Below are 23430 nucleotides of genomic sequence, written 5' to 3' on the forward strand. Positions count from 1 at the left end.
ACGATGAAAACATCACTACTGTTTGGAATCCATATGCATCAGCCGGTGGACAATTTTGACTGGGTTATCGAGATGGGTATACAAACCTGCTACGAACCATTTTTCGAAGTAATGAGCCGCTATAGCGATTTTAAATTTTCCGTTCATTGCAGTGGTTGGCTTATGGAGCGCATTGAACAGTTACGACCATCATTGTATGCGAAAATAGTTATGCTTGCACAAAAGGGGAGTATTGAGTTTTTCAGTGCGGGATATTATGAGCCGATTTTGAGCGTTATCCCTGCAGAGGATCGGGTTGCACAGATAAGACGTTTGAACGATTCGATTAAAGAGCGATTTTCGCAAGTTCCCCAAGGGTTATGGCTCACCGAGCGGGTTTGGGAATCCGCTTTAATCCCCGATTTGAGTCGTTCCGGAATCGGATATACGGTGATGGATGATTACCATTTCCAATGTGCCGGATTCGATTCCGAAGGGCTGGACGGGTATTATATGAGCGAAGAGGGCGGAGTTCCTATGGGGTTATTTCCGATTAGCCAAAAGCTTCGCTATGCGATACCGTTTTTAACGGTGGAGAATGCCCTTCTGGCTATAAAATCGTTTAATCGGAAAGAAGATTCCGCCGCTATTATTTTCGATGATGCCGAAAAATTTGGAATGTGGCCCGGAACGCATGAATGGGTTTATAAAAAAGGGTGGTTGGAAAAGTTTGTCCAAACAGTTTTAGCCGATGAATCCATAGAAACACGTCATTACGGTGAGTATTTTAAATCCCGTCATCCACGCGGTATTGCCTATCTCCCGAATGTTTCGTATTATGAAATGGGTGAGTGGAGTCTAAAAGCCGATGATGCTCTGGCTCTTGAGGCATTGAAAGAGGAGATGGGACTGGAACGGTATGAACGCGAAGGGGTGAAGTTTCTCAAAGGGGGAATTTGGAAAAACTTTTTCGTCAAATATCCCGAATCCAACCGATTGCACAAACGAACCATCGAACTCTCCCGTGCGTTTCATGCAGGTGAGGGGGATTTTGAATTGCCTTTGCACAAAGCGCAAACGAATGATTCGCTCTGGCATGGAGTATTTGGAGGGCTATATCTCCCTAATTTGCGTGACAATGCCTATACCTATCTTATCGAATGTGAAAATATCCGCTATGGTAAGAAAAAAGTATTGGTAAGTGATACCAATGAACTCGACGGTTATCCTAAATACAAATCGGTCACCTCAAAACTGATTGCCCGTTTTGATGCAGCACACGGAGCTCAACTGGTGGAGCTCGACGTTCGGGATAAGTGCTTTAATTACCAGAACACATTGACCCGACGTAAAGAGGCGTATCACAAGCGATTATTTGAAACACCGTGTGAGAAAAGTGTACCGATTGAAGAGGGGATTGATACGATTCATCATGCCAGTGGCTCGTTTGACGATACGCTTCGTGAAGCCATTATTTACGATTGGTATTTAAAAAACTCGTTTGTCGATCATATCAGCGATGAGTGTTTTGATGCAGAGTCGTTTCGTCGCTGTACTTTTAGCGAATACGGCGATTTTGCCAATCAGCCTTTTGAATCCTCTCAGAGCAAAGATTCAATAACATTTTTTCGTAATGGGGGAGTTTATCGAGGGGAAAAAGCAAAAGCGACTCTTTCCAAACGTTTTACGTTCGGTTCGGATTCTATCAACTTCGCTTTTGGATTAGAAAGTAAAGCAACCGGTAGATTCAAATATGTGATGGAACATAATCTACATTTTTCCGATTATGAAACACTGCTGATCAACGGCATACCACTAGAACAAAATGGAAATATTGACAATATCAAAAGTTTTGAAATTATCGACACCGTTTTAAAGAAAAAAATCACATTCCGTATGGATAAACCTTGCCACGCTTACTATTTTCAGCTGCATACTCTCTCTCAGAGTGAGCAGGGGTTTGATCTGAGTGTTCAATGTCTCAGTATCGCGTTTGTCTTTGATTTTGAATTTTCCCTTACCATAGAGGGTACATTGGAGATCACACGTGTCTGAAATTCGTTATGACCGTATGCATGATACGGATGTTATTATCGCTCCTGAGCGCCTTCATCGTCCAGATATTAATAAAGCAGAATCAACAGAGGAGATATGTCCGTTTTGTGAGGGAAATGAAACCATGACCCCTAAAGAGATTTTTGCACTGCGTGAATCCGATACTCTGAGTAATCACAAAGGATGGCAGACCAGGGTTGTTGCTAATTTGTATAAAGCAGTAGCGATCGAAGCACCTCATCAGCATCATAACGGACGATTTGAATATTGGGACGGATTCGGTGCGCATGAAGTGATTATTGATACTCCGCTTCATCGTCTCTCGATGGTGGAATGGAATCATCATGAGATGGTTTCATGGCTTAAAACACTGCGTCAAAGGGTTGATGATTTACGTCGGGATCACCGTATCGCATTTATGGCACTCTTTAAAAATGAAGGGTATGATGCAGGTTCAATGCAAAGTCATTCTCATACACAGTTGATAGGGTTACCTCTGGTTCCAAAATTACAGCGTGATCTTTATCGTCGAACGCGTGAACATCTCCATACGTATCATAGCTCCTTGATAGAGTCCATCATACGTGATGAGGAGGATGCAGAGATACGGATGGTTGATAAATGCGGTGAATTTAGCGCGTTTTGTCCCTTTGCCAGTAGTTATCCTTTTGAAGTTATGATTGGATCGAAAAATTGTATCGGTCAAATAGATACGGTGAGTGACGGAGATATCGATGCCCTTGCATCGCTGCTATCCTCCGTACTGCAAAGACTTGCGCAACAATTAAACAAATTTGCGTTTAACCTCTGGGTATCAACCCCTCCGTTAGGGGAAGAGGCAAAGGAGTGTAATGCACATCGTTTGATTATTCGTATAATGCCCAGACTTTATAGATTCGGCGGATTTGAAGTAAATACCGAAATGATGATCAATCCGGTGGAACCGGAATTAGCAGCAAAACTTTTACGAGGAGACGATAATGGTTAAAAAAATGTTATTCGCAGCAAGTGAAGTGTACCCATTTGCAAAAAGTGGAGGGTTGGCAGATGTTGCATATTCATTACCGCGTGCATTAAAGAACCTTTATGCCGTTACTGTCGTGATGCCTCTATACAGTATGATTGATAGAGATAAACACTCCATTACCTCTTTAGGAGAATCCTTTGATATTTCAATGGGAGGAGTGGATTACCCTATCGATCTTTACAGTTGCAGTGTTGAAGGGTATGAATACTATTTTATCTATTCTCCGATACTGTGTGATAGAGAGTTTCTATATGGCACACCCGAATCGGGATATAAGGATAACGCTTTACGATTTGCTATTTTTTCATATGCGATTACAGCATTACTCAAGAAAAAATGTTATGAGATCGTTCACCTCAACGACTGGCAGTGTGCTCTTGCCGCGTTGCTGATACATAAAGATCCTGTACTCTCACCAAAAATCATCTATACGATCCATAATTTAGCCTATCAGGGGATATTTGAATCCTCTATATTAGAGACCATCGGAATTGAACGGAGTTATTTTACGATGGGATCTTTAGAGTTTTACGGAAGAGTAAACTTTATGAAAGCGGGAATTGCTTACGCGGATGAAGTGACTACCGTGAGTCCAACGTATGCACAGGAAATTTTAACCCATGAGTTTGGATGCGGGCTGGAAGGCTTTTTGCATTTTCATCACTCAAAACTAAGTGGAATACTCAACGGTATTGATACGGAACATTTTTCTCCGGCATCGGATCAGATGTTGGTTTCCCCCTACACGGATGCCAAAGGGAAAAAAGCCAATAAAACCAATCTGCTGAAGCGTTTGGGGCTTAAAGGGCTTACAAAACCGCTTTTTGTATTCATCGGGCGCTTTACCGGGCAAAAAGGGGTGGAAACTCTGATCGAGGCACTGCCGCAAATCGCTGAGTGTGAGTGTAATATTGCCCTATTGGGAGAGGGAGAAGAGCGCTATCATGAAGGACTGGAAACTTTGGCAAAGCAGTATAAAAACATCTCTCTGACTTTCGGTTATGATGAGTCATTCTCGCATCAGATGTATGCAGCGGCGGATTTTTTACTGATGCCATCCTTGTTTGAACCATGCGGATTGAACCAAATGATCGCGTTTAGATATGGAGCGGTTCCTGTGGTGCACCGTGTCGGAGGATTAACCGATACCGTTAAGCGCTATGAAAAATATCAAGAGGACAGTTGTGCAGGGTATGGATTGGTATTTAACACACCGACTGCCCGTGCATTACTAAGTGCTGTTCATAGAGCGTGTGATCTGTACTCGGAGAAAAAACATTATGAGCGAATTGTGAATCACAATATGAAATCCGATTTCTCCTGGTTTGAGAGTGCAAAAGCGTATTCTACATTGTATGAAAGATTATATTAGTGAAAAAACTTTTTATTGATATCGGCGGTACTCACCTGCGCAGTGAAGTATGGAGTGAGAACGATGTTATAACTGAATATATCCGTTCTCAAGAACATGGATTACTCTCGTATATCGATCGTGTCATGCTTCAGCATCCGGATATCTCTTTTATCGGAATTTCGTATGCGGGACAGGTTGATCAAGGGGTTCTGGTCGCATCTCCTAATATTAATATTGATGAATATGATATTGCTTCAGCGGTAAAATCCCGTTACGGTATTCCATTGAAAATAGATAATGATCTAAACTGTGCCATTCGCGCTGAAGCGGCTTACTGGAAATCGGATAGCATCGCCGCTTTATTCGTTGGAACGGGGATCGGCGCTGCGGTTATCGATCAGGGGAAATTAGTGAGAGGAAGCCGTAATATGGCGTTTGAGATCGGACATATTCCCTATCGTGAAACGCCGCTTCTCTGCGGCTGCGGACGGAGCAATTGTATTGAACTCTATGCGTCCGGTTCGGGAATATCCAAATGGCTTACCCTTTATGGGCGTGAACAAAATCCCAATCTTGAACAGTTAAAAAACTCAATTATTGCAGAAGAACGTTCCATTGCAGCCGAATTTGAAAAGGCCGTTCTTCATGCTGCAGGTGTATTGGTGACCCTCTCTAATCCTGAGATTTTAGTTTTGGGAGGGGGAATAGTAGAACAAAACCCTTATTTAGTTCCGTTTGTACGCGAAAACCTAAAAGACTATGCGTTAAACCCTTCGTTGAAAACCTTGCAAATCGAGAGGAGTGTTTTAGATAATGCTCCTCTAGCGGGTGCAAAATTATTGGAGAATTCTAATGGATAAACTCAAAATACTGATTGCCGCTTCGGAGGTTGTCCCTTTCGCTAAAACAGGAGGTTTGGCCGATGTCGCAGGAGCATTGCCCAAAGCGCTTCGTGCACTGGGACATGACGTTCGGGTGGTTATGCCGCGCTATTATGTCGTGGATCGTGAAAAATACGGCTTAACCATGTTAGAGGGAGGACTCGGAGTCCCAATGGGAGTGATGGGAGAGATGTGGGGAAGTGTTTATGCAGGGACCCTTCCGGATTGTGATGTACCTATTTATTTTATTGAGCACGAAGCATATTTCGGACGTATGGGGCTGTATGATGAGAATGGAAAGGGCTACGACGACAATGATAACCGCTTTGTCTTTTTCTCGCGTGCCGTGATGCAGCTGGCCAAAAAACTCCATTTTCATCCTGATGTGATCCATGCGAACGATTGGCATACTGCCGCTATCCCTGTGATGCTCAATACGCACTATGCCTATGATCCAACCTTCGCCCATACGGGCTCATTGCTCACTATCCACAACCTGCAGCATCAAGGGAAGTTTTACAAAGGGCTAATGGACGTTTTGGGTATCGGATGGGAACATTATTTCGAGCTTGAAGAACACGGAAGGGTCAATCTCCTCAAAGGGGGGCTTATCCATGCCGATGCGATCAGTACCGTAAGCTCAAAGTATGCCCAAGAGATACGGACGCATGATTTTGGATGGGGATTGGACGGTTTGATTGATATTAACTCATATAAATTACATGGAATCCTCAACGGAGTCGATTATGACGAATGGAGTCCCTCCGTTGACAGATTGATCTCCCATACCTTTGACAGTGATGATATGAGCGGTAAAGGGGTTTGTAAAAGCGCGCTTCAGCAGACTTTTAATCTTCCACAAAGAGCCGAAGTTCCTCTTATCGGACTTGTTGGGCGCTTAGCGGAGCAAAAAGGTATAGACCTGATAGCAACGTCTATCCATAGACTTTTGGAGATGGATATCCAAATCGTGATGCTCGGAGCAGGGGAAAAATGGGCAGAGCACTATTTTAGTGATATCGCTCGTATGTATCCTGATAAATTCGGCTGTTTTATCGGCTATCGCAACGACCTCGCCCACCAAATCGAAGCGGGAAGCGATCTGTTTTTGATGCCCTCACTTTTTGAGCCATGCGGGTTAAACCAAATTTACTCACTGCGCTACGGAACACTTCCGATCGTTCGTGCGACGGGAGGACTGGATGATACGATTGAAAACTATCATAATGACGGAGAACACGGAACGGGGTTTAAATTTTATGATGCATCGCCGGACGCTCTAACCAATACCGTAGGCTGGGCTGTACATACGTGGTACAATGATCCTGACGGGTTTGCACAGATGCGTGCTAATGCGATGGCCAAACGGTACGATTGGGAAGTTGCAGCGCGTGAATATGAAGCACTTTACCATCGTATTGTTCACGGGAGAAAAGGGAAATGATGAAACATCCAATGAGCTATGAGGTCTCACGTCTGAGTGAAATGGATATCTACCTCTTTAAGCAAGGAACGCACACAAAGCTCTACGATAAACTCGGTTCTCACGCAATGGAATATCAAGGGAATGCGGGGGTCTATTTTGCCGTATGGGCGCCGAATGCGGCGTATGTAAGTGTACGGGGTGATTTTAATGATTACAGTACCGATGCACATCCTTTGAAATTGCGCTTAGATGAATCGGGTATTTGGGAAGGGTTTGTTACCGGAGTAGAACAAGGACTTACTTACAAATACCATATCGTCTCAAAATTCCATAATATTGTCCATGATAAAAGCGATCCGTTCGGATTTTATGCCGAAGAACCTCCCAAATCAGCATCGCGTGTATGGAACTTAGAGGATTATGGATGGGGTGATGGCACATGGATGGCTTCACGTTATCAATATAATGCCCACGATGCACCCATCAGTGTATATGAGATGCATCTAGGGTCATGGCGTAGAAAAGTAGAGGAAGATAACCGTCCTCTCACATATCGAGAACTTGCTACGGAACTGGTGGACTATTTAAAAGAGATGCATTACACCCATGTCGAGTTTATGCCGCTTACCGAATATCCGTTTGACGGATCATGGGGATATCAGGTCGTCGGCTATTTCGCTGCTACGGCACGCTTTGGAACACCGCAGGATCTGATGGTTTTGATCGATACCCTTCATCAAAACGGCATCGGGGTCATTATGGACTGGGTTCCGTCGCATTTCGCAGTCGATATGCACGGGTTGATCAACTTCGATGGAACAGCACTGTATGAACATGATGATCCGCGTCAGGGATACCATCCGGAGTGGGGAAGTATTATCTTTAACTACGGACGAAATGAAGTGCAGTCGTTTCTAATCAGTTCAGCTATGTTTTGGGTGGAAAAATATCATATAGACGGTATCCGAGTCGATGCGGTTGCTTCCATGCTTTATCTCAATTATGCACGTGAAGAGGGGGAGTGGATTCCTAACAAATACGGCGGGGATATTAATCTCGAAGCCGTAGAGTTTTTAAAAAAGCTCAACATCAGTCTGTATGGCGAACACTCCGATATTATGATGATTGCCGAAGAGTCGACCGCCTACCCGATGGTGACCCGTCCTGTGGATGTAGGTGGGCTGGGCTTTGGATTCAAATGGAACATGGGATGGATGCACGATTCTCTCAAATACATGAGCTACGATCCGATTTACCGAGCGCACCATCATCAGCAGCTTACATTTAGCATGTGGTACGGCTTTGATGAAAATTTTATGCTTCCGCTGAGTCATGATGAGGTTGTTCATATGAAAGGCTCCCTCATCAACAAAATGCCGGGGGATACCAACCAAAAATTTGCCAATCTACGCTCTTTGTACAGCTATATGATGGCTCATCCGGGTAAAAAGCTTCTCTTTATGGGGGGTGATATTGCCCAATATGCGGAGTGGAATTTCGAAAAATCACTCGATTGGCATTTGTTGGAAAATCCATTGCACAAAGGGTTGAACACGATGCTCTCAGATCTCAACCGTCTGTACCGGGAAGAACGTGCGTTACATATGAATGATGTGATGCGTGAAGGGTTTGAGTGGATTGACGACAGCGATTTCAGTCACAACTGTATCAGCTTTGTCCGAAAAAGCGATAATCCTGAAGAAAATGTGTATGTGATTTGCAATTTTGCAGACGTGACACGGGAACATTATCGGACGGGTGTCCTTGATGGGGGTAACTACTGTGAGATATTTAATTCCCAATCGTACCTCTATGAGGGGTGGAATATCGGGAATTCGGAAAGCATTGAGGCTATCAAAGAATCGGTGCATGGACGGGAATTTTCGATTACCGTTACCTTGCCTCCGTTAGGGGTTGTCTACTTAAAACGAAAAACAGCCGATAACGCGGTACAATTATCCACTATATGATTATAAAGAAGAAAATATGATTCTCCACGATTATGAAATAGATCCGAAATACACTACCAGTGTTGCTTATTTTTCGATGGAATTTGCTATCCATCAAGCTCTCAAGATTTATTCGGGCGGGTTAGGATTTTTAGCCGGTTCGCATATGCGAAGTGCTTATGACTTGCGCCAAAATGTAGTGGGAGTAGGCATTTTATGGAGCTTCGGGTATTACGATCAATCACGCCACGAAGACCGGAGTCTGGAAACGGAGTTTATCCGAAAACATTACTATTTTCTCGAAGACCTCGGAGTACAGGCTACGGTCAATATTCATTCTCAAGAAGTCCATATCAAAGCGTTTTATTTGCCTTCCAATGTCTTTAGCTCTGCTCCGATAATTCTTCTCTCTACCGATATCCCTGAAAATGACTTTTTGGCACGTACTATCACCCATAAACTTTATGATGCAAATGAAGAGACGCGTATTTCACAAGAGGTCGTATTGGGTATCGGAGGGGTAAAAGTTCTCGAAGCATTGAGACAAAATATCGATATTTATCATATGAATGAAGGGCACGCTTTGCCGTTGGTGTATGAGTTGTATGCAAAGTATCAGAATATGGATGATGTCAGAAAACGGGTGGCATTTACCACTCACACCCCTGAAGATGCGGGAAATGAACAGCATAATATTCAGTTACTCCATAAATTCGGTTTTTTTAACGGGTTAGATTTGGAAACCGTCCGTTCGATTATGAAGATGAAAGACGATAGCAGCTTTAATCTCACCGTAGGGGCGCTACGTTCCTCTAAGATTACCAATGCCGTTTCTAAAATGCACGGTGCGGTTGCTAACCGAATGTGGCAGAATTGCGAAGGACGTTCCGAAATCATTTATATCACCAATGCCCAAAATCGCCGTTTCTGGACCGATAACGGTATGCTTACCGCGCTGGATGAACACGAAGATTATGCTCTGATCGGACGTAAAAAACATCTCAAACGCAATCTCTTTAATGTGGTTGCCGATCAGACGGGTAAAATGTTCAATCCTGATATTTTGACGATCGTTTGGGCTCGCCGTTTTGCCGAATACAAACGTCCTGGCCTGCTCAAACATGATTTTGCACGTTTTAAACGTTTATTGGAATGTACCGAAAATCCTATTCAGGTTATTTGGGCAGGCAAGCCGTATCCGTTTGATACCAATGCCGTAAATGGGTTTAACGAACTGATCCATATCAGCCATGGAATCAAAAATATGGCAGTATTGGTCGGTTATGAACTTGAGCTATCACGTATCCTGAAAAAAGGTTCAGACGTATGGCTCAATACACCGCGTGTGTCGCGCGAAGCAAGCGGTACGAGCGGCATGACTGCCAGTATGAACGGTTCGATTCATTTCTCTACCGATGATGGATGGCATCCTGAATTTGCAAAACACGGGATCAACGCGTTTACGATTCCGCCGATCGATCACAGCACTCCAGTCGAAGTCCAAGACCATGAAGATAACAAAAACCTTATGGATATTTTGGAAAATGAGATCATACCGATGTATTACGACCGTCCCGAGCAGTGGACACAGATGGTGAAAAATGCGATGAGCGATGTTATTCCTGCATTCGACTCAGGGCGTATGGCGCATGAATATTATGTGAAAATGTATAATCATTGATGAAGTTTTTTATTATTTTTGCTATACAATAAGCAAAAATAATGATGACAAAATCTAAAAGTGAGTGTATATGATTAAGATTATAAATAGCGAAGAGTTTTCCTATTTTTTACGAGTCAATAGAAATGATATCATTAAAAGATGGATGTCTAAAAATGAGGTACAAAATGTACTTCATCGACACTCTTTACCTATTGTTGACAAAAATACCCATCTTTTTTATGAGTTTTGTGATTGTTTTATCAGCGTTATTGAATGGCGTGCAACGGTTTCAGAATGTCAGATAAAGATCGAATTTTTACAACTATTAAATAACTATAACGTAACGACTGCTGATCTTTTTTCATTGATTACTAAATTAAAAAATGCCATAGAAGAGATTATTTTTGAAAATGGAAATCTCTCATTTTCTTTACAAAGCGAAATTGACTCTCTGACCCTGCAAATGGCCAATGATTTGGCAATAAATTTTGAAATTATTACCAGCAATAATCAAAATTACAAAAGTGAGAATTCTAACCTTTTGGCCGAATATAAAAAAGCAGTTGATTTAAGCAATATCGTCTCAAAAACGAATCCAAAAGGGGTCATTACTTACGTTAATGATAAATTTTGTGAGATATCCGGTTACAGCAGAGACGAACTCGTCGGAAAGCCGCATAATATTATCCGACACCCCGATATGCCCAGAGAAGCGTTTAAAGATTTGTGGGACACAATCAAAGCCAAAAAGAGTTGGAACGGTGTTGTCACCAATATGAAAAAAAACGGGAGCCAGTATATCGTCGATACGACGGTTATCCCGATTTTGGACGTTGACGGTGATGTTGTAGAATATATCGCGATACGGCACGACATCACCGAACTCGAAGAGACAAAACAGCAGCTCAAAAACATTAACAAAGCCATGAAACATAAGGTTGATGAACTCTATTCCATGACAAATACTTTGGAGCAAAAAGCATACAAAGATAACCTTACCGGTATCAATAACCGTGAAAATTTCGAAGAGATTTTTGGCCTAGAAATCGGTAATGCCAATCTCAACAATCAGCCCTTGAGCCTCATCATTTTCGATGTTGATAATTTCAAGCTGGTTAATGACACCTATGGGCATCAAGCCGGTGATATACTGCTCAAAGACTTGGTCAGTTTGATTGAAAATAATATTAAAAACGGAGATATTTTCGCACGATGGGGAGGGGAAGAGTTTGTCATCCTAACCCCTTCGACTGAGCTTAACGGTGCGTATAATTTAGCTGAAAATCTACGAAAACTGGTTCAGTCGTATGTATTTAGGTATGTTGAAAATAATTTGACCCTCAGTTTCGGAATCGCTCAGCTCACTAAAGAAGATACGAAAAAAACTCTTTTTGAAAAAGCAGATACCGCATTGTACGAAGCTAAAAAGAACGGCAGAAACAGAACGGAGATATATCAAGCGTAAATCAATCTTGGGTTACTTCCACTGAAAACTCGGATTATAAAGCAGTTTATTTTTACGAAAGATCAAATCCATCTGGGTTAAAATCGTATTGAGAATTTTGATCGTCTCTAGGGCGTATTCCCCTTTATTCAGCATAATGCACTCGGCTTTGTGGGCGAATGCGACGTCGGATATCTCGGCGCGGCTGGGGATGTTCGTTTTCATTTTGTTTTCCAACACCTGAGTGGCTAAAATCACGGGCATGTGCGCTGCGGTGCAAAGGTCGAGAATCTCCTCTTGCATATACGCCAGATTTTCAAATCCGATCTCGATGGCTAAATCCCCTCGCGCTATCATGACCCCAGAGTTACCGTATTCGATAAGGGCTTCGAGGATTCTGGGTAAATTCTCTACCCCTTTTTTAGTTTCAATTTTGGCGACAATCGCGATTTTGCCTTTTTTGCCCAGTATGTCCAGTTGTTCGATCAGATCATGAATATCTTCGGGTGTTTGAGTAAAGGATATTCCGATGATGTCAGCGTATTCGCAGATAAATGGAAGTATCTCTTTATCATGGTCGCTGATGGCTTGGATATCGATGTTGCTGTCGGGGAAGTTGATCCCTTTTTCGTCTTTGATAGAACTGCCCCCTTTTTTGTGCGTTAAAACAGAGCAGACGATATCATCTCCATGCATCTCTTCGATTACCATTTCGATTTTACCGTCATCCAAAAAGACTTTGTCGCCGATGGTAACTAAGTATCCGAGATTGGCAAGGGTACATCCAACCGTTGCCGCATATTTTTTTGATTTTTTATCCGTGTGAAGGTAATCGGATGTACGAATCAGCACTTTGTCCCCATAATTGACTTTTATTGTTTTAACTTTATCGGATGATTTTTTACGTTTAATCAGCGATGTCCTGATTTTAGGGCCGGCTAGATCGACATAGATCCTCAAATCTTTACCGCCGGATTGCCGTTCCAGATTAATTGCTCTAGCCATATCATTCCAAATTTCTATCGAGTCATGAGCCGTATTGATCCGAAAGAGATGAACTCCCTCATGGGCGAGATTGCTAAACCAAAATTCATCATCCGCGTAGTCGGAGGGGACGGTGATCATGATTTTTGTTTTGTCGTTTGAGGTGGAAAAAATTTCGCTGTTCTTATCCATTATGGCGTGAGACTCTTCATAACTTAATAACGCTTTTTGGACTGAGGATTTTTTGTGAAGAACATGGGCGAGCATATCTATGGCGACATTGATACTCGCTTCGATATGAGCCTGAGAACGCCCGAACGAGGAAAGTCCCACTTTCGTCAAATCATCTTGCAAACGGGAATAATCGTGTTTGCGAAGGTTGAGATATTGTTTCATGTTGAGCAAAGAGACATTGGTTATATCACTGTCGATGCCGGATGTCATTTTCTCTTTGAGATCCAATAATTTTTCGAGCAGTTCAGTTAAAAAAGCGTTCTCCATCGAACCCTCCGTAATTGTTTAGCACTATTATAATGCTAATAGTACGATAAAAATGTTACAAGTGTTTTTTAGGTGTCGAATGTTATGAATTTTGGTGTAATATATGGATAATCGGGATATAAAATGTTCCAGTATGTTTCAAAAAAGAGGGAACCAATGACTAGCAATATTAATATAATGGGTGGAGTAAAAAGCCTAAAAGATATTGATGTAACCGGAAAAAAAGTTTTGATTCGTGTCGATTTTAATGTTCCTATGGATGCACAGTTCAACATCTCCGATGACAGTAGAATACGTGCCGCACTTCCCACAATCAACTATTGTATCGATCATAATGCCTGTTCGATAACGTTGGTGAGTCATTTGGGCCGTCCAAAGGGTGGGTATGATGAGCGTTATTCGCTCACACATATCCAAAAAAGGCTGGAGCGGCTGCTCCAAAAACGGGTTGAATTTATCGACGATTTTGAGACGTTGAAAAGAGAAAATACTCAGTGCTCAATTGAACGTATATTTTTGTTCGAAAATATCCGCTTTTATGAGGGGGAGAAAAAAAATGACCCTGCGTTTTGCAAACAACTCGGCGATTTGTGTGATGTGTACGTCAACGATGCCTTCGGTACCTCACATCGTCGGGATGCTTCGACGTACGGGATTGCGGATTATGTCGATACCAAAGTAGCCGGTTTTTTGATGATGCGGGAGATCGAAGCGTTTACCAAAGCGCTTGAAAATCCGATTCATCCGATCGCACTGGTCGTCGGAGGCTCTAAAATCTCTACCAAAATCACACTGTTGACATCCGTGATGCAAAAAGTGGACAAACTGATCATCGGGGGTGCAATGAGCAACACTTTTTTGCAAGCACTCGGCTATGATATGAAAGCATCATTAGTTGAAGCCGATTTTGTGGAAACGGCCAAAGCGGTTCTAGCAGAGGCAAAGCAATATAAGGTCAAAGTCTATTTGCCGGTGGATGTGGTCATTACCGATTCGATTGAACATCCTATCGATGTAAAAGTGGTTCCGGTTCAGGATGTACTGGATGGGTTTCATGCGGTTGATATCGGCCCTGCAACATTAAAACTATTTTCAGAAGCGGTTGAACTTTCCAATACAATTATTTGGAACGGACCGATGGGAATTTATGAGATCAATCAATTTTCAAAAGGGACCTATAAGCTCGCTACGATCATTAGTGAAAGCTATGCTTATAGTATCGTAGGGGGAGGTGATACCGTCGATGCTGTAGAAAAAGCGGGTGAAAAAGAGAAATTCAGTTTTATATCTACCGGTGGTGGGGCAAGTTTGGAGTTGCTGGAGGGGAAAATCCTTCCCGGTTTTGAAAAATTGGATAGAAAGTCATAAAAAATCGGTCTGATTTGTATTTAACTTCGTTGGATATAATCAGATTTTTATTCTTAGGATTTTTATGACTCCCCTAATCGATCTATTAGCCCAAAAAACGGGGCTATCTTCTAAAACAATCACCAATATCCTCAAGCTTCTCGAAGAGGGTTCGACGATCCCGTTTATTGCCCGTTACCGTAAAGAGATGACGGGTGGTGCCACTGATGAACAGCTCCGTGATTTTGATACTGTTTATACTTACTCAAAAAAACTTCTCGATCGTAAAGAGGAAGTTGCACGACTCATTGCTGAGCGTTCAGTGTTCAATGATGATCTGCGCTTACGCCTGAACTCCGCTTCCACGTTGCAAGAGGTCGAAGACATCTACCGCCCTTTTAAAGAAAAGAAAAATACCCGAGCCAGTGTCGCCATCGCGGCAGGTTTGGAACCGTTGGCTGATTTGTTGGAGAGCGGACGATTGGAGTTGAACGAGTTTACGAAAAGAGCAGAATCGTTTGTCAAAGGCTCCATTGTTTCGGTTGAAGATGCGATCAAAGGTGCTCAGGACATATTAGCCGAGCGTTACAGTGATGACCCTCGTGAGCGTGACTACTGGCGTCGTCAGATTTTGGATTATTCATCGTTTGAGATTAAAGGAAGCAAAGGGCTCAAAGAAGAGGGTCTTTTTGCAAAGCTTGCCGGAAAAAGTGAGAAAATTTCCTCGATTCCATCGCACCGTTATCTCGCGATTATGCGCGGTGTAACCGAAAAAGAGCTGAGCGTTAAGATCACCCTCGATGCGGATCGGATAGAAAATACGATAGCACGCTATCGGATTCCCAAACAGGCCAAAAGTTCTCAAACGCTGATTTTGGCGAGTTATCTTGATGGGTTCAAACGTCTTTTATTCCCTTCGTTGGAACGTGAAGTCCATGCGATGATCAAAGAAAAATCCGATATCCAAGCAATCAATACATTCGGTAAAAACCTCTCACAGCTTTTAGGTTCGCCTCCCGTCACCAAACGTGCCATTTTGGGCGCCGATCCGGCGTACCGCACGGGATGTAAACTCGCCGTTGTGGATGAGAACGGTACGTATCTGGATCACGCCGTGATTTATCCTACACCACCGCAAAGCGATTATGAGAAAAGTGCAAAAGTGATCAAACAGCTGAGTGAGCGTTACGGCTTCAACGCCGTTGCCATCGGTAACGGAACCGCGTCGCGGGAGACGCAGGAATTCTTTGCAAGGCTGAACCGCGAAGAGGGGTTGAACCTTACGTATACCGTCGTCTCCGAAGCGGGGGCATCGGTCTATTCCGCCTCTAAAATCGCACAGGAGGAGTATCCACAGCTCGATGTGACGATACGCGGGGCAATCTCGATAGCTCAGAGGTTGCGCGATCCGATGGCGGCTCTGGTTAAGATCGATCCGAAATCGCTCGGTGTGGGGCAATATCAGCACGATGTCGATCAAAAGCTCTTAGAAAAGAAACTGGGTGACGTCACCGAAGATTTGGTTAATCGTATCGGCGTTGATCCTAATAGTGCCTCGGTCTCACTCCTCTCCTATGTGGCCGGGGTGGGGACAAAAGTTGCCAAGGCGATAGTGGAATACCGTGAAAACAGCGGCGCGTTTAAAAGCAAGCAGGAACTCCTCAAAGTCAAAGGGCTGGGGGCGAAAGCGTATGAGCAGTGTGCAGGGTTCTTTCGGATACGGGAGGGCAAAAGCGTGTTGGATAATACGGGGGTTCATCCTGAGAGTTATGAGGCGGCGAATACCCTTTTAAAACGCTATGATCTTTCCTCAATCACCAAAGAACAGATTCCGCACATCGCGCAGGAATTGGGGGTAGGGGATGTGACGCTTGGTGACATCATTACCGAGTTACGCAAACCCGGATTTGATCCCCGCGAGAGCTTGCCGCCGATTATGTTCCGCTGCGACCTCACCGATATCAAAGAACTCAAAGAGGGTTCCTTTGTCTCCGGGGTTGTCCGAAATATTGCCGATTTTGGGGCATTTGTTGATATTGGGCTGAAAAACGACGGGCTTATTCATATCTCACAAATGAGTGAAAAACGAATATCCCATCCTCTCGAAGTACTCAGCGTCAATCAGCAGTTGAGCCGTATACGTGTTGTGGAAGTCGATATTATAAAAGGGAAAGTCGGTCTAAGTCTCAGAGATGTAATAGATTAATCTTATAGTTTAGGGATTGTTTAATCTGTGTGGAGTTAGAATAATTTCAAGCAGAGGTGTGCTCTAAAAGTTTGGTTAATTCTCTGCAAATTACTCAGAAGGGGTTTATTATGTTGTTAACACGATTTGATCCGTTTAAAGAGTTGCGTAGTTTAGAAAAACGCATTAGTGAAGCTTTCTCCTCTGATCTGAAAAAAGATCTGTTTACCAGCTTTACTCCCACCGTCAATACGAGAGAAGGGGAATTCGCCTATCATATCGATGTCGATCTTCCGGGTGTCAAAAAAGAGGATATCAGTGTTAAAGTTGAAAACAATATTTTGACTCTCAAAGGGGAAAGAAAGACAAAAGAAGAGGTCAAAAAAGAGGACTATTATCAGTGTGAAAGCAGTTTTGGCAGTTTTAGCCGCAGTTTTACATTGCCTTCAAATGTGGATGCAGAGAATGTTCATGCCGAAAATAAAGACGGGGTTCTTGAGATTACACTTCCGAAAAAAGAGGCCATAAGCGAGACGGCCAAAGAGATCAACGTAAAATAGCCGTATCAAAATAAGTCCGTTGAAAGGAGTTGAAATGTCAGCAATAGCATGGCTTTCACACAAACTAGAGGATGGAAGAATAGCGTGCGAAGCTTGCAATCAACATTGCAAGCTCTCTGAAGGTGAATACGGGATCTGCGGTATTCGTAAAGTTGAAAACGGGGAGCTCTATCTCCTCACCTATGGCCTTGCAGCGGCAGTGAATGTTGATCCCATAGAGAAAAAGCCGATGTTTCATTTTTTGCCGGGGTCGAAGGTTTTTTCCTTTGGAACCGTCGGATGCAATTTTTCGTGTAAGTTTTGTCAAAATGCCGATATCTCCCAATACCCCAAAGAACATCAACACGAAATTTTCGGACGCCCCCTTTCTCCCCAAGCGGCTGTTGATTTGGCATTAGAATACAAATGTGACAGTATTGCATACACGTACAATGAGCCTGTTGTCTTTTTCGAATATACCTATGACACTGCCCGCCTTGCACACGAAGCGGGACTGAAAAATATCTACGTCACCAGCGGCTACGAAACGCATAAAGCAATCGATACGATAGCCCCGTATCTGGATGGAATGAATATAGATATTAAAGGATATGAACAATCCTTTTACCATGATATCTGCGGGGCATCGCTTAAACCGGTTCTGGATACCATCGAATATGCCCATAAAAAAGGGATATGGATTGAGACAACAACCCTTCTAATTCCGGGATACAATGATTCGGATGACGAGATACGCGCGATTGCAGAGTTTCAAGCCTCTCTTGATCCGAGTATGCCGTGGCATATCAGCGGATTTCATCCGATGTATAAAATGCAAGATGTTCCAAGAACACAGGGCTCTAGACTTCGACGCGCATATGAGATCGGCAAGAAGGCAGGGCTGAAATACGTTTATGTCGGCAATATTGACGATGAGGCACGTGAATCGACCTATTGTCCCTCCTGTCATAAGCTGGTCATTGACCGTCACGGCCATATCGGGCAGTACGTGACCAACCATTTGGTTAATGCAAACAGCTGTCCCTACTGCGGCACACAAATAGAGGGGATTTGGCACTAATTCAGATCATAGTGCGAAGATGAAAATTTGCTATGCTTTTAATGAGGGTTCATAAATCCGATGCACGCTCAGTAACCATACTCCGCTTATGAAAAGCAGTATACAAGCAGCAATAATGGGTGGAAGTGTAAGCGTGGCAAAACCAAGCAAATCACGTAATAATGGGATAAAAAGTACGGTGAGAAGCAAAAGTGTGACGGCAGCGAACATATATAGCAGCCATGGATTACGAGGTTGTGAAAAAGGGCTATTGTCACTGTTGGCAAGCACCAATAAAAATAAGCCAAAAACCAGTGCTGTAAAGAGAGTGATGTGAATCGTAGTGATAATCCACCCCATCTGCAGCAACACATGATAAGCGATGAGTAATATAAGTGCAAAACCGCTTCCCTGAATCAATGCAAATGCGATATTCTTGCCACCAAATGGGGTTGCTTCCGGATTTCTAGGCGGACGTTTCATTATATTTTTAGCCGCTGTTTCAGCTTCAAAAACAATAGCACACGCAGGATCAATCAGCAGTTCGAGAAGAACGATATGAATAGGCATCAGCAATACAGGCCAGTGTAAAAGTGCAGGAATAAGAGTCAGGGCAATAATAGGGACATGGACGGCAAACGTGAATCGGGTTGCTTTGGTTATGTTATCATAAATATTTCTTCCTTGACGGATCGCAGCAACAATACTGGCAAAACTATCGTCCAAAAGAATTATGTGGGCAGCTTCTCTTGCCACATCGGTGCCTCGTTCGCCCATGGCAATACCAACATCGGCAGCTTTAAGCGCAGGGGCATCATTGACTCCGTCTCCACTCATGCCAACAACGTTACCTTTTTTTTGTAATAGCTGCACCAAACGAAGCTTTTGTTCAGGTAGCATACGGGCACATATATCCGTCTCGTATAGTCGTAAAATCAAATTTTCATCGTTTAATTGTGAAATTTCGTCACCGGTAATGACATTTGCCCGTTCAGATAATCCTACTTGTTTCGCAATCGTACGTGCCGTAGCGGGATGATCGCCTGTAAGCATAAGTATCCGTATTCCTGCACTTCGGCATTCAGCTATTGCATCATGGACTTCAGGTCGCGGAGGATCCATAAACCCGACAAGTCCTAAAAAAGTAAAATCAAAATCATGCTGACTTTTAGGCCAAACCGGATTGTTACCTCTGGATTGTATTTCACCTTTGGCTACTCCCAATACACGAAGTCCCCGTGCAGCCATAGCTTCAACACGCCATTGGATTTCATTTCTTTGAGTTTCAGAAAGATGACATAAATCGACAACCGCTTCAGGTGCCCCTTTCGTTGCAAGAAGATGAAGGGAAGGGCTGATATGGGAAAAAATTTGAGTCATTGCCATGATATCAGGAGAAAGATCGTATTGAAATTCAGGAACACATTCATTGTGCAGGTACTCTGTTCCAATTAGCTGTGTATGACCAAAGAATTGGATTGCTTTTTCCATGGGATCAAAGGAATCCAGCGGGGTAGCCAGCATGGCAAATTCAATCAACGGATAAAATATTTCGGGCAGTTTATTCTCTTCGTCTGCGATAAAGAGAGTATCATCGACGTACAATTCGGCAATTTTCATCCTGTTTTGCGTCAATGTCCCTGTCTTGTCTACGGCGAGGATATTGATGGCTCCCAGTGCCTCTACAGCACTGATTCGGCGGGTAAGGACTTTTATTTTCGAAATATTCCAAGCACCCAGTGCCAAAAATACAGTGAGAATAACAGGGATCTCTTCGGGAAGGATTGCCATCGCCAAGGTAATACCTGATAAAAGGCTTTCCAGAAAAGATTTATCATTTAACAGCCAATTAATAAAAATTAATGCAATTGCGATGCTGATAGCCAGAATAGTTAGATTACGAATCAGAGACCGTGAAGCTAACTGCAATCCGGAGGGAATCTCTTCGGTTGATGCAAGCGTCTGGCCTATGCGACCGATAGCTGTATATGTGCCTGTGGAACGTACTACGGCTAGTGCAATTCCTTTGGTAACCACAGTACTGGCAAATAATAAAGCAGTGCTATCCGCTTTCTGTGTGTTGGAGGTTCCACTCGGCAATTTGTTGACCGGAACGGCTTCACCCGTTAATAGTGATTCATCAACCGATAACTGCCCCTCTATAAGTATGGCATCGGCGGCGATACGATCCCCTTCATGTAATACCAGCAGATCACCAGGGACTACATCTCGACCAGCGATACGGATATCTACACCGTCACGTCGAACCAGAGCACGTGGTGCAGATAGATCGCGTAACGATTCCAATGCCCGTTGCGTCTTGTGTTCTTGCATTAATGTGATACCGATAACGACAAAAACGAATGAGAGTAAAAACAGTGCTTCAGCACGATCGCCCAAGGCAAGATAAATACTTCCGGCAATAAGCAGCATCAAAAACATCGGCTCTTTGATAACGTCTAACATGATATAAAAAAATGTTTTCGGCTGTGTTCCTGGCAGTACATTCAGACCATATTTATGGAGTCTTTCAGAGGCTTCATCACGACTTAATCCATTAGATGTGGTTTCTTTCATCATTTTTTTAGACGATCAGAGGGACGAACCGGAATCCCGGAAATTCATCGCTCGTAACAGTTCCGTCTTTCTCTTTTTTGATTCGCCATATACTATTTCGGATGGGGATGACGAGTCTCCCCTGTGGTTTTAGCTGATCGATCAGTGCAGTCGGCATCTCGTGAGCGCTGGCAGAAACTAGAATGCAGTCATAAAGTTTTCCCGGTTTTCCGAGGATCGAAGGATCGGTTAATGTGATTGTTGCGTTATGAATATCGGCTTTGGCTAAATTTTCGTTTCCATATTCCACTAATCGAGGAATAATTTCAACGCCTTCCACAAATCCGGATGTCCCGACTGTCGTAGCTAATAGGGCGGTTGTCCATCCTGAGCCTGAACCGATATCGAGTACTCTGTCTCCGATACGCGGATGCAGGAGTTCAAGCATAATGGCAACGGTATAGGGTTGTGATATGGTTTGTTCTGTGCCGATCGGCAACGGACGGTCATCATAGGCATACGGATAAAATTCTTCGGGGACGAAAAGGATTCGGTTGCATGTTTTAAATGCATTGATGAGAGAAGGTGATTGGAGAACACCTGAAACCTTTAAATGATGGATAAGGTATCCGTTTCCATCCATTGTGTTTTCCATTGTCCGATTACTCTTTTTGTTCCATCAACTGGTCTAGATGATAAAAAAGATTCGGATATTTTTGCTTGATTTCACTTACCAGCCAATCCAAATCAATGTTCACGACCAAACTGTCCGACTGAGAACGGGCCATTGTCTGTATCCGATCCATCGCTACTTCCCAAACATCATTAAAATCGATGGGCAGACGCTGCCAAATTGCTTTTTCAAGTTTATGTTGGAAATTTTCACTTTGGCTGGCGGTTAGAAGATGTATTATCATCGATAAAGATTCGGCCGAGGTTAATGTGTAAATCCGATCTCTTTCATCTAAAATAATCCAAGGGCGCGTATCATTCCAATCCCCTTGGATCAGTTCAAGCTCTTTATGCCGATCATCAGCACCCGGAGTCATTTTTACTATGGTCATCTCACTGGGATTGATACCAAGCTTTCCGGCAATTTCCCCCAAATGATTGGTTAAATGTTCAGGATAAATCACACTGATCCTTTCACTCGCCTACAACGGTGCGAGCCGTTGGATTGGCGATCAATCTCTCTATTGGTATAGATTTACCTGTTTTTTCACAAATACCGTAGATTCCCATACTGATACGTATCAATGCGGCATCGATCTCAGATACCTGGGATTGAAGCTTGTAAAGGATCGCATGATCTCTTGAATTGTCGATTTCAAGCTCTGCTAAATCTTCCATATCGCCTATATCCTTATCCGATTCAATGCTGCTTACTTCGGCTTTGAGCATTTGTATGTTTTTTTCGAGGTTTGCTTTTTCTGCTTTTAGGATAGCTTCAAAATTTTTGATAGTAAGATTACTAGGTGTACTCATGATATCCCCCTTTTATGATAAACGTTTAACAATGCTAGATGATAACGAAAAAAGGTTAAAAAGTATTTTGACATCGCACAACAGATTTGGATACACTAAATAACTTTATAGTATGGAATATAGTGATGAAACAAATGATGCAAATATATAGAGACAATCGGGATGCTGTAGAGGGATTTTTACTGACGACGATCAGTGATAATCCACGTCATGATTTTGATGATGTTCAAGTACAGAACTTTTTCAAACGTCTCCCTTGTCTGAGTGATATGTACTTGATGAATGCCCAAGGGGAGCAGATAACTCCGACATGGCACCGCAGCGGACATGATATGTCGTTAAAGGGTTCAGACAGAGCCTATTTTATCAACCGTATACAGTTCGATGAGAAAGGCAACTATATCTCGAATCCTTATATCTGTGCCAACAGCGGCAAGCCGAAAGTCTCATTTGCCCGTAAATATCCTGACGGCAAGATTGCCGTGTTTGATCTCGATTTGGTTGCGGTATTGAGTAAAATGCACCTTATCGACAGCAACCGACTTATCTCAAAACTCTCCATTGCCATCTATGCGCTTTTGGGCGGCGGATTGGTTTTATTAGCAATGTTTCTCGGCGTATATGGATTGATCGGGTTTGTGAAGGCATTGATAAGTTTCGGTGATGAGACATTGCAGCATGTATTCAAATCGATTATCGGGATTACTCTGGCAATTGCAATCTATGATTTGGCAAAAACGATTTTAGAACAGGAAGTATTCTATCGATCCTTGACGCTCGAAGAGGGGACCGAATACAAAACTCTGACAAAATTTTTAACCTCGATCATTATCGCCCTCTCGATCGAGTCGTTGATGGTAGTGTTCAAAGTGGCTATTGACGATATACGCAATATGAACTATGCATTTTATCTCATCAGTGGAGTCGGTATTTTAATCGTCTCGATGGCTATACTAAATTATGTCGGACGCAAGAAGCACGAAGGGCATGAGTAA

Annotated in this window: 18 protein-coding genes; 13 read left to right on the forward strand and 5 right to left on the reverse strand. The window is 43.1% G+C overall.

The window, feature by feature from the left end; genetic code table 11:
• Positions 1 to 3 precede the first annotated feature (3 nt).
• The 8 genes from PHI47_RS11010 (at position 4) to PHI47_RS11045 (ending at position 11799) form a co-directional block, all read left to right on the forward strand.
• Positions 4 to 2034, forward strand: a complete 2031-nt coding sequence (locus PHI47_RS11010) for an alpha-amylase/4-alpha-glucanotransferase domain-containing protein (RefSeq protein WP_299937187.1) — start codon at positions 4 to 6, stop codon at positions 2032 to 2034.
• Positions 2027 to 3022, forward strand: a complete 996-nt coding sequence (locus PHI47_RS11015) for a UTP--glucose-1-phosphate uridylyltransferase (protein ID WP_299937189.1) — start codon at positions 2027 to 2029, stop codon at positions 3020 to 3022. Before PHI47_RS11010 ends, PHI47_RS11015 begins: the two co-directional genes overlap by 8 nt.
• Positions 3015 to 4433 (forward strand): glycogen synthase GlgA, encoded by a 1419-nt coding sequence (gene glgA, locus PHI47_RS11020; protein ID WP_299937191.1) that lies wholly within the window; start codon positions 3015 to 3017, stop codon positions 4431 to 4433. The genes PHI47_RS11015 and glgA (PHI47_RS11020) overlap by 8 nt, the downstream gene beginning before the upstream one ends.
• Positions 4433 to 5275 carry an ROK family protein gene (locus tag PHI47_RS11025; RefSeq protein WP_299937195.1) on the forward strand — a complete coding sequence of 281 codons (843 nt, stop codon included), beginning with the start codon at positions 4433 to 4435 and terminating at the stop codon, positions 5273 to 5275. The genes glgA (PHI47_RS11020) and PHI47_RS11025 overlap by 1 nt, the downstream gene beginning before the upstream one ends.
• The gene (glgA, locus tag PHI47_RS11030) at positions 5268 to 6740 is read left to right on the forward strand and encodes a glycogen synthase GlgA (protein WP_299937198.1); all 1473 of its coding nucleotides are present in this window, start codon (positions 5268 to 5270) and stop codon (positions 6738 to 6740) included. Before PHI47_RS11025 ends, glgA (PHI47_RS11030) begins: the two co-directional genes overlap by 8 nt.
• Positions 6737 to 8692, forward strand: a complete 1956-nt coding sequence (glgB, locus tag PHI47_RS11035; RefSeq protein WP_299937201.1) for a 1,4-alpha-glucan branching protein GlgB — start codon at positions 6737 to 6739, stop codon at positions 8690 to 8692. Before glgA (PHI47_RS11030) ends, glgB begins: the two co-directional genes overlap by 4 nt.
• A 16-nt stretch (positions 8693 to 8708) precedes the next feature.
• Positions 8709 to 10352, forward strand: a complete 1644-nt coding sequence (glgP, locus tag PHI47_RS11040) for an alpha-glucan family phosphorylase (RefSeq protein ID WP_299937204.1) — start codon at positions 8709 to 8711, stop codon at positions 10350 to 10352.
• Between the two features lie 70 nt (positions 10353 to 10422).
• Positions 10423 to 11799 carry a sensor domain-containing diguanylate cyclase gene (locus PHI47_RS11045; protein ID WP_299937207.1) on the forward strand — a complete coding sequence of 459 codons (1377 nt, stop codon included), beginning with the start codon at positions 10423 to 10425 and terminating at the stop codon, positions 11797 to 11799.
• A gap of 12 nt (positions 11800 to 11811) precedes the next feature.
• Here the strand turns inward: PHI47_RS11045 and PHI47_RS11050 are convergent, their stop codons facing one another.
• Positions 11812 to 13263: a pyruvate kinase gene (locus PHI47_RS11050; protein ID WP_299937210.1), complete on the reverse strand. Its 1452-nt coding sequence runs from the start codon at positions 13261 to 13263 to the stop codon at positions 11812 to 11814.
• A gap of 156 nt (positions 13264 to 13419) precedes the next feature.
• Here PHI47_RS11050 and PHI47_RS11055 point away from each other — a divergent pair, with 156 nt between their 5' ends.
• The 4 genes from PHI47_RS11055 to amrS all read left to right on the forward strand — a co-directional run bounded on the left by PHI47_RS11055 (position 13420) and on the right by amrS (position 18415).
• Positions 13420 to 14631, forward strand: coding sequence for a phosphoglycerate kinase (locus PHI47_RS11055; protein ID WP_299937212.1), 1212 nt, complete (start codon positions 13420 to 13422; stop codon positions 14629 to 14631).
• Between the two features lie 64 nt (positions 14632 to 14695).
• A complete protein-coding gene (locus tag PHI47_RS11060; protein WP_299937214.1) occupies positions 14696 to 16816 on the forward strand; it encodes a Tex family protein in 2121 nt (706 codons plus the stop codon).
• Between the two features lie 110 nt (positions 16817 to 16926).
• Positions 16927 to 17355 carry an Hsp20/alpha crystallin family protein gene (locus PHI47_RS11065; protein ID WP_299937216.1) on the forward strand — a complete coding sequence of 143 codons (429 nt, stop codon included), beginning with the start codon at positions 16927 to 16929 and terminating at the stop codon, positions 17353 to 17355.
• A 34-nt stretch (positions 17356 to 17389) separates the two neighbouring features.
• The gene (gene amrS / locus PHI47_RS11070) at positions 17390 to 18415 is read left to right on the forward strand and encodes an AmmeMemoRadiSam system radical SAM enzyme (protein WP_299937219.1); all 1026 of its coding nucleotides are present in this window, start codon (positions 17390 to 17392) and stop codon (positions 18413 to 18415) included.
• A gap of 30 nt (positions 18416 to 18445) precedes the next feature.
• Here amrS and PHI47_RS11075 read toward each other — a convergent pair whose 3' ends face one another.
• From PHI47_RS11075 to PHI47_RS11090, 4 genes are read right to left on the reverse strand one after another with little or no spacing between them, the layout of a single operon-like run.
• Positions 18446 to 20974 carry a cation-translocating P-type ATPase gene (locus PHI47_RS11075; RefSeq protein ID WP_299937223.1) on the reverse strand — a complete coding sequence of 843 codons (2529 nt, stop codon included), beginning with the start codon at positions 20972 to 20974 and terminating at the stop codon, positions 18446 to 18448.
• A gap of 4 nt (positions 20975 to 20978) precedes the next feature.
• Positions 20979 to 21605: a protein-L-isoaspartate O-methyltransferase gene (locus PHI47_RS11080; RefSeq protein ID WP_299937225.1), complete on the reverse strand. Its 627-nt coding sequence runs from the start codon at positions 21603 to 21605 to the stop codon at positions 20979 to 20981.
• Positions 21606 to 21612: 7 nt separating this feature from the next.
• A complete protein-coding gene (locus tag PHI47_RS11085) occupies positions 21613 to 22086 on the reverse strand; it encodes a DUF2603 domain-containing protein (RefSeq protein ID WP_299937227.1) in 474 nt (157 codons plus the stop codon).
• A gap of 10 nt (positions 22087 to 22096) precedes the next feature.
• Positions 22097 to 22435 carry a TraR/DksA family transcriptional regulator gene (locus PHI47_RS11090; protein ID WP_299937229.1) on the reverse strand — a complete coding sequence of 113 codons (339 nt, stop codon included), beginning with the start codon at positions 22433 to 22435 and terminating at the stop codon, positions 22097 to 22099.
• A gap of 134 nt (positions 22436 to 22569) precedes the next feature.
• Between PHI47_RS11090 and PHI47_RS11095 the strand changes: the two genes are divergently transcribed.
• Entirely contained in the window at positions 22570 to 23430 is an 861-nt protein-coding gene (locus PHI47_RS11095; protein WP_299937233.1) for a hypothetical protein, read from the forward strand.

This window comes from Sulfuricurvum sp., from assembly GCF_028713855.1.
Taxonomy (GTDB): Bacteria; Campylobacterota; Campylobacteria; order Campylobacterales; family Sulfurimonadaceae; genus Sulfuricurvum.

Bases quoted from the DNA above. Each gene is read 5' to 3' on its own strand.
- PHI47_RS11010 (WP_299937187.1), top strand. From the start codon at position 4: ATGAAAACATCACTACTGTTTGGAATCCATATGCATCAGCCGGTGGAC.
- glgA (WP_299937191.1), top strand. From the start codon at position 3,015: ATGGTTAAAAAAATGTTATTCGCAGCAAGTGAAGTGTACCCATTTGCA.
- glgA (WP_299937198.1), top strand. From the start codon at position 5,268: ATGGATAAACTCAAAATACTGATTGCCGCTTCGGAGGTTGTCCCTTTC.
- glgB (WP_299937201.1), top strand. From the start codon at position 6,737: ATGATGAAACATCCAATGAGCTATGAGGTCTCACGTCTGAGTGAAATG.
- glgP (WP_299937204.1), top strand. From the start codon at position 8,709: ATGATTCTCCACGATTATGAAATAGATCCGAAATACACTACCAGTGTT.
- PHI47_RS11045 (WP_299937207.1), top strand. From the start codon at position 10,423: ATGATTAAGATTATAAATAGCGAAGAGTTTTCCTATTTTTTACGAGTC.
- PHI47_RS11050 (WP_299937210.1), bottom strand. From the start codon at position 13,263: ATGGAGAACGCTTTTTTAACTGAACTGCTCGAAAAATTATTGGATCTC.
- PHI47_RS11055 (WP_299937212.1), top strand. From the start codon at position 13,420: ATGACTAGCAATATTAATATAATGGGTGGAGTAAAAAGCCTAAAAGAT.
- PHI47_RS11060 (WP_299937214.1), top strand. From the start codon at position 14,696: ATGACTCCCCTAATCGATCTATTAGCCCAAAAAACGGGGCTATCTTCT.
- PHI47_RS11065 (WP_299937216.1), top strand. From the start codon at position 16,927: ATGTTGTTAACACGATTTGATCCGTTTAAAGAGTTGCGTAGTTTAGAA.
- amrS (WP_299937219.1), top strand. From the start codon at position 17,390: ATGTCAGCAATAGCATGGCTTTCACACAAACTAGAGGATGGAAGAATA.
- PHI47_RS11075 (WP_299937223.1), bottom strand. From the start codon at position 20,974: ATGATGAAAGAAACCACATCTAATGGATTAAGTCGTGATGAAGCCTCT.
- PHI47_RS11080 (WP_299937225.1), bottom strand. From the start codon at position 21,605: ATGGAAAACACAATGGATGGAAACGGATACCTTATCCATCATTTAAAG.
- PHI47_RS11090 (WP_299937229.1), bottom strand. From the start codon at position 22,435: ATGAGTACACCTAGTAATCTTACTATCAAAAATTTTGAAGCTATCCTA.
- PHI47_RS11095 (WP_299937233.1), top strand. From the start codon at position 22,570: ATGATGCAAATATATAGAGACAATCGGGATGCTGTAGAGGGATTTTTA.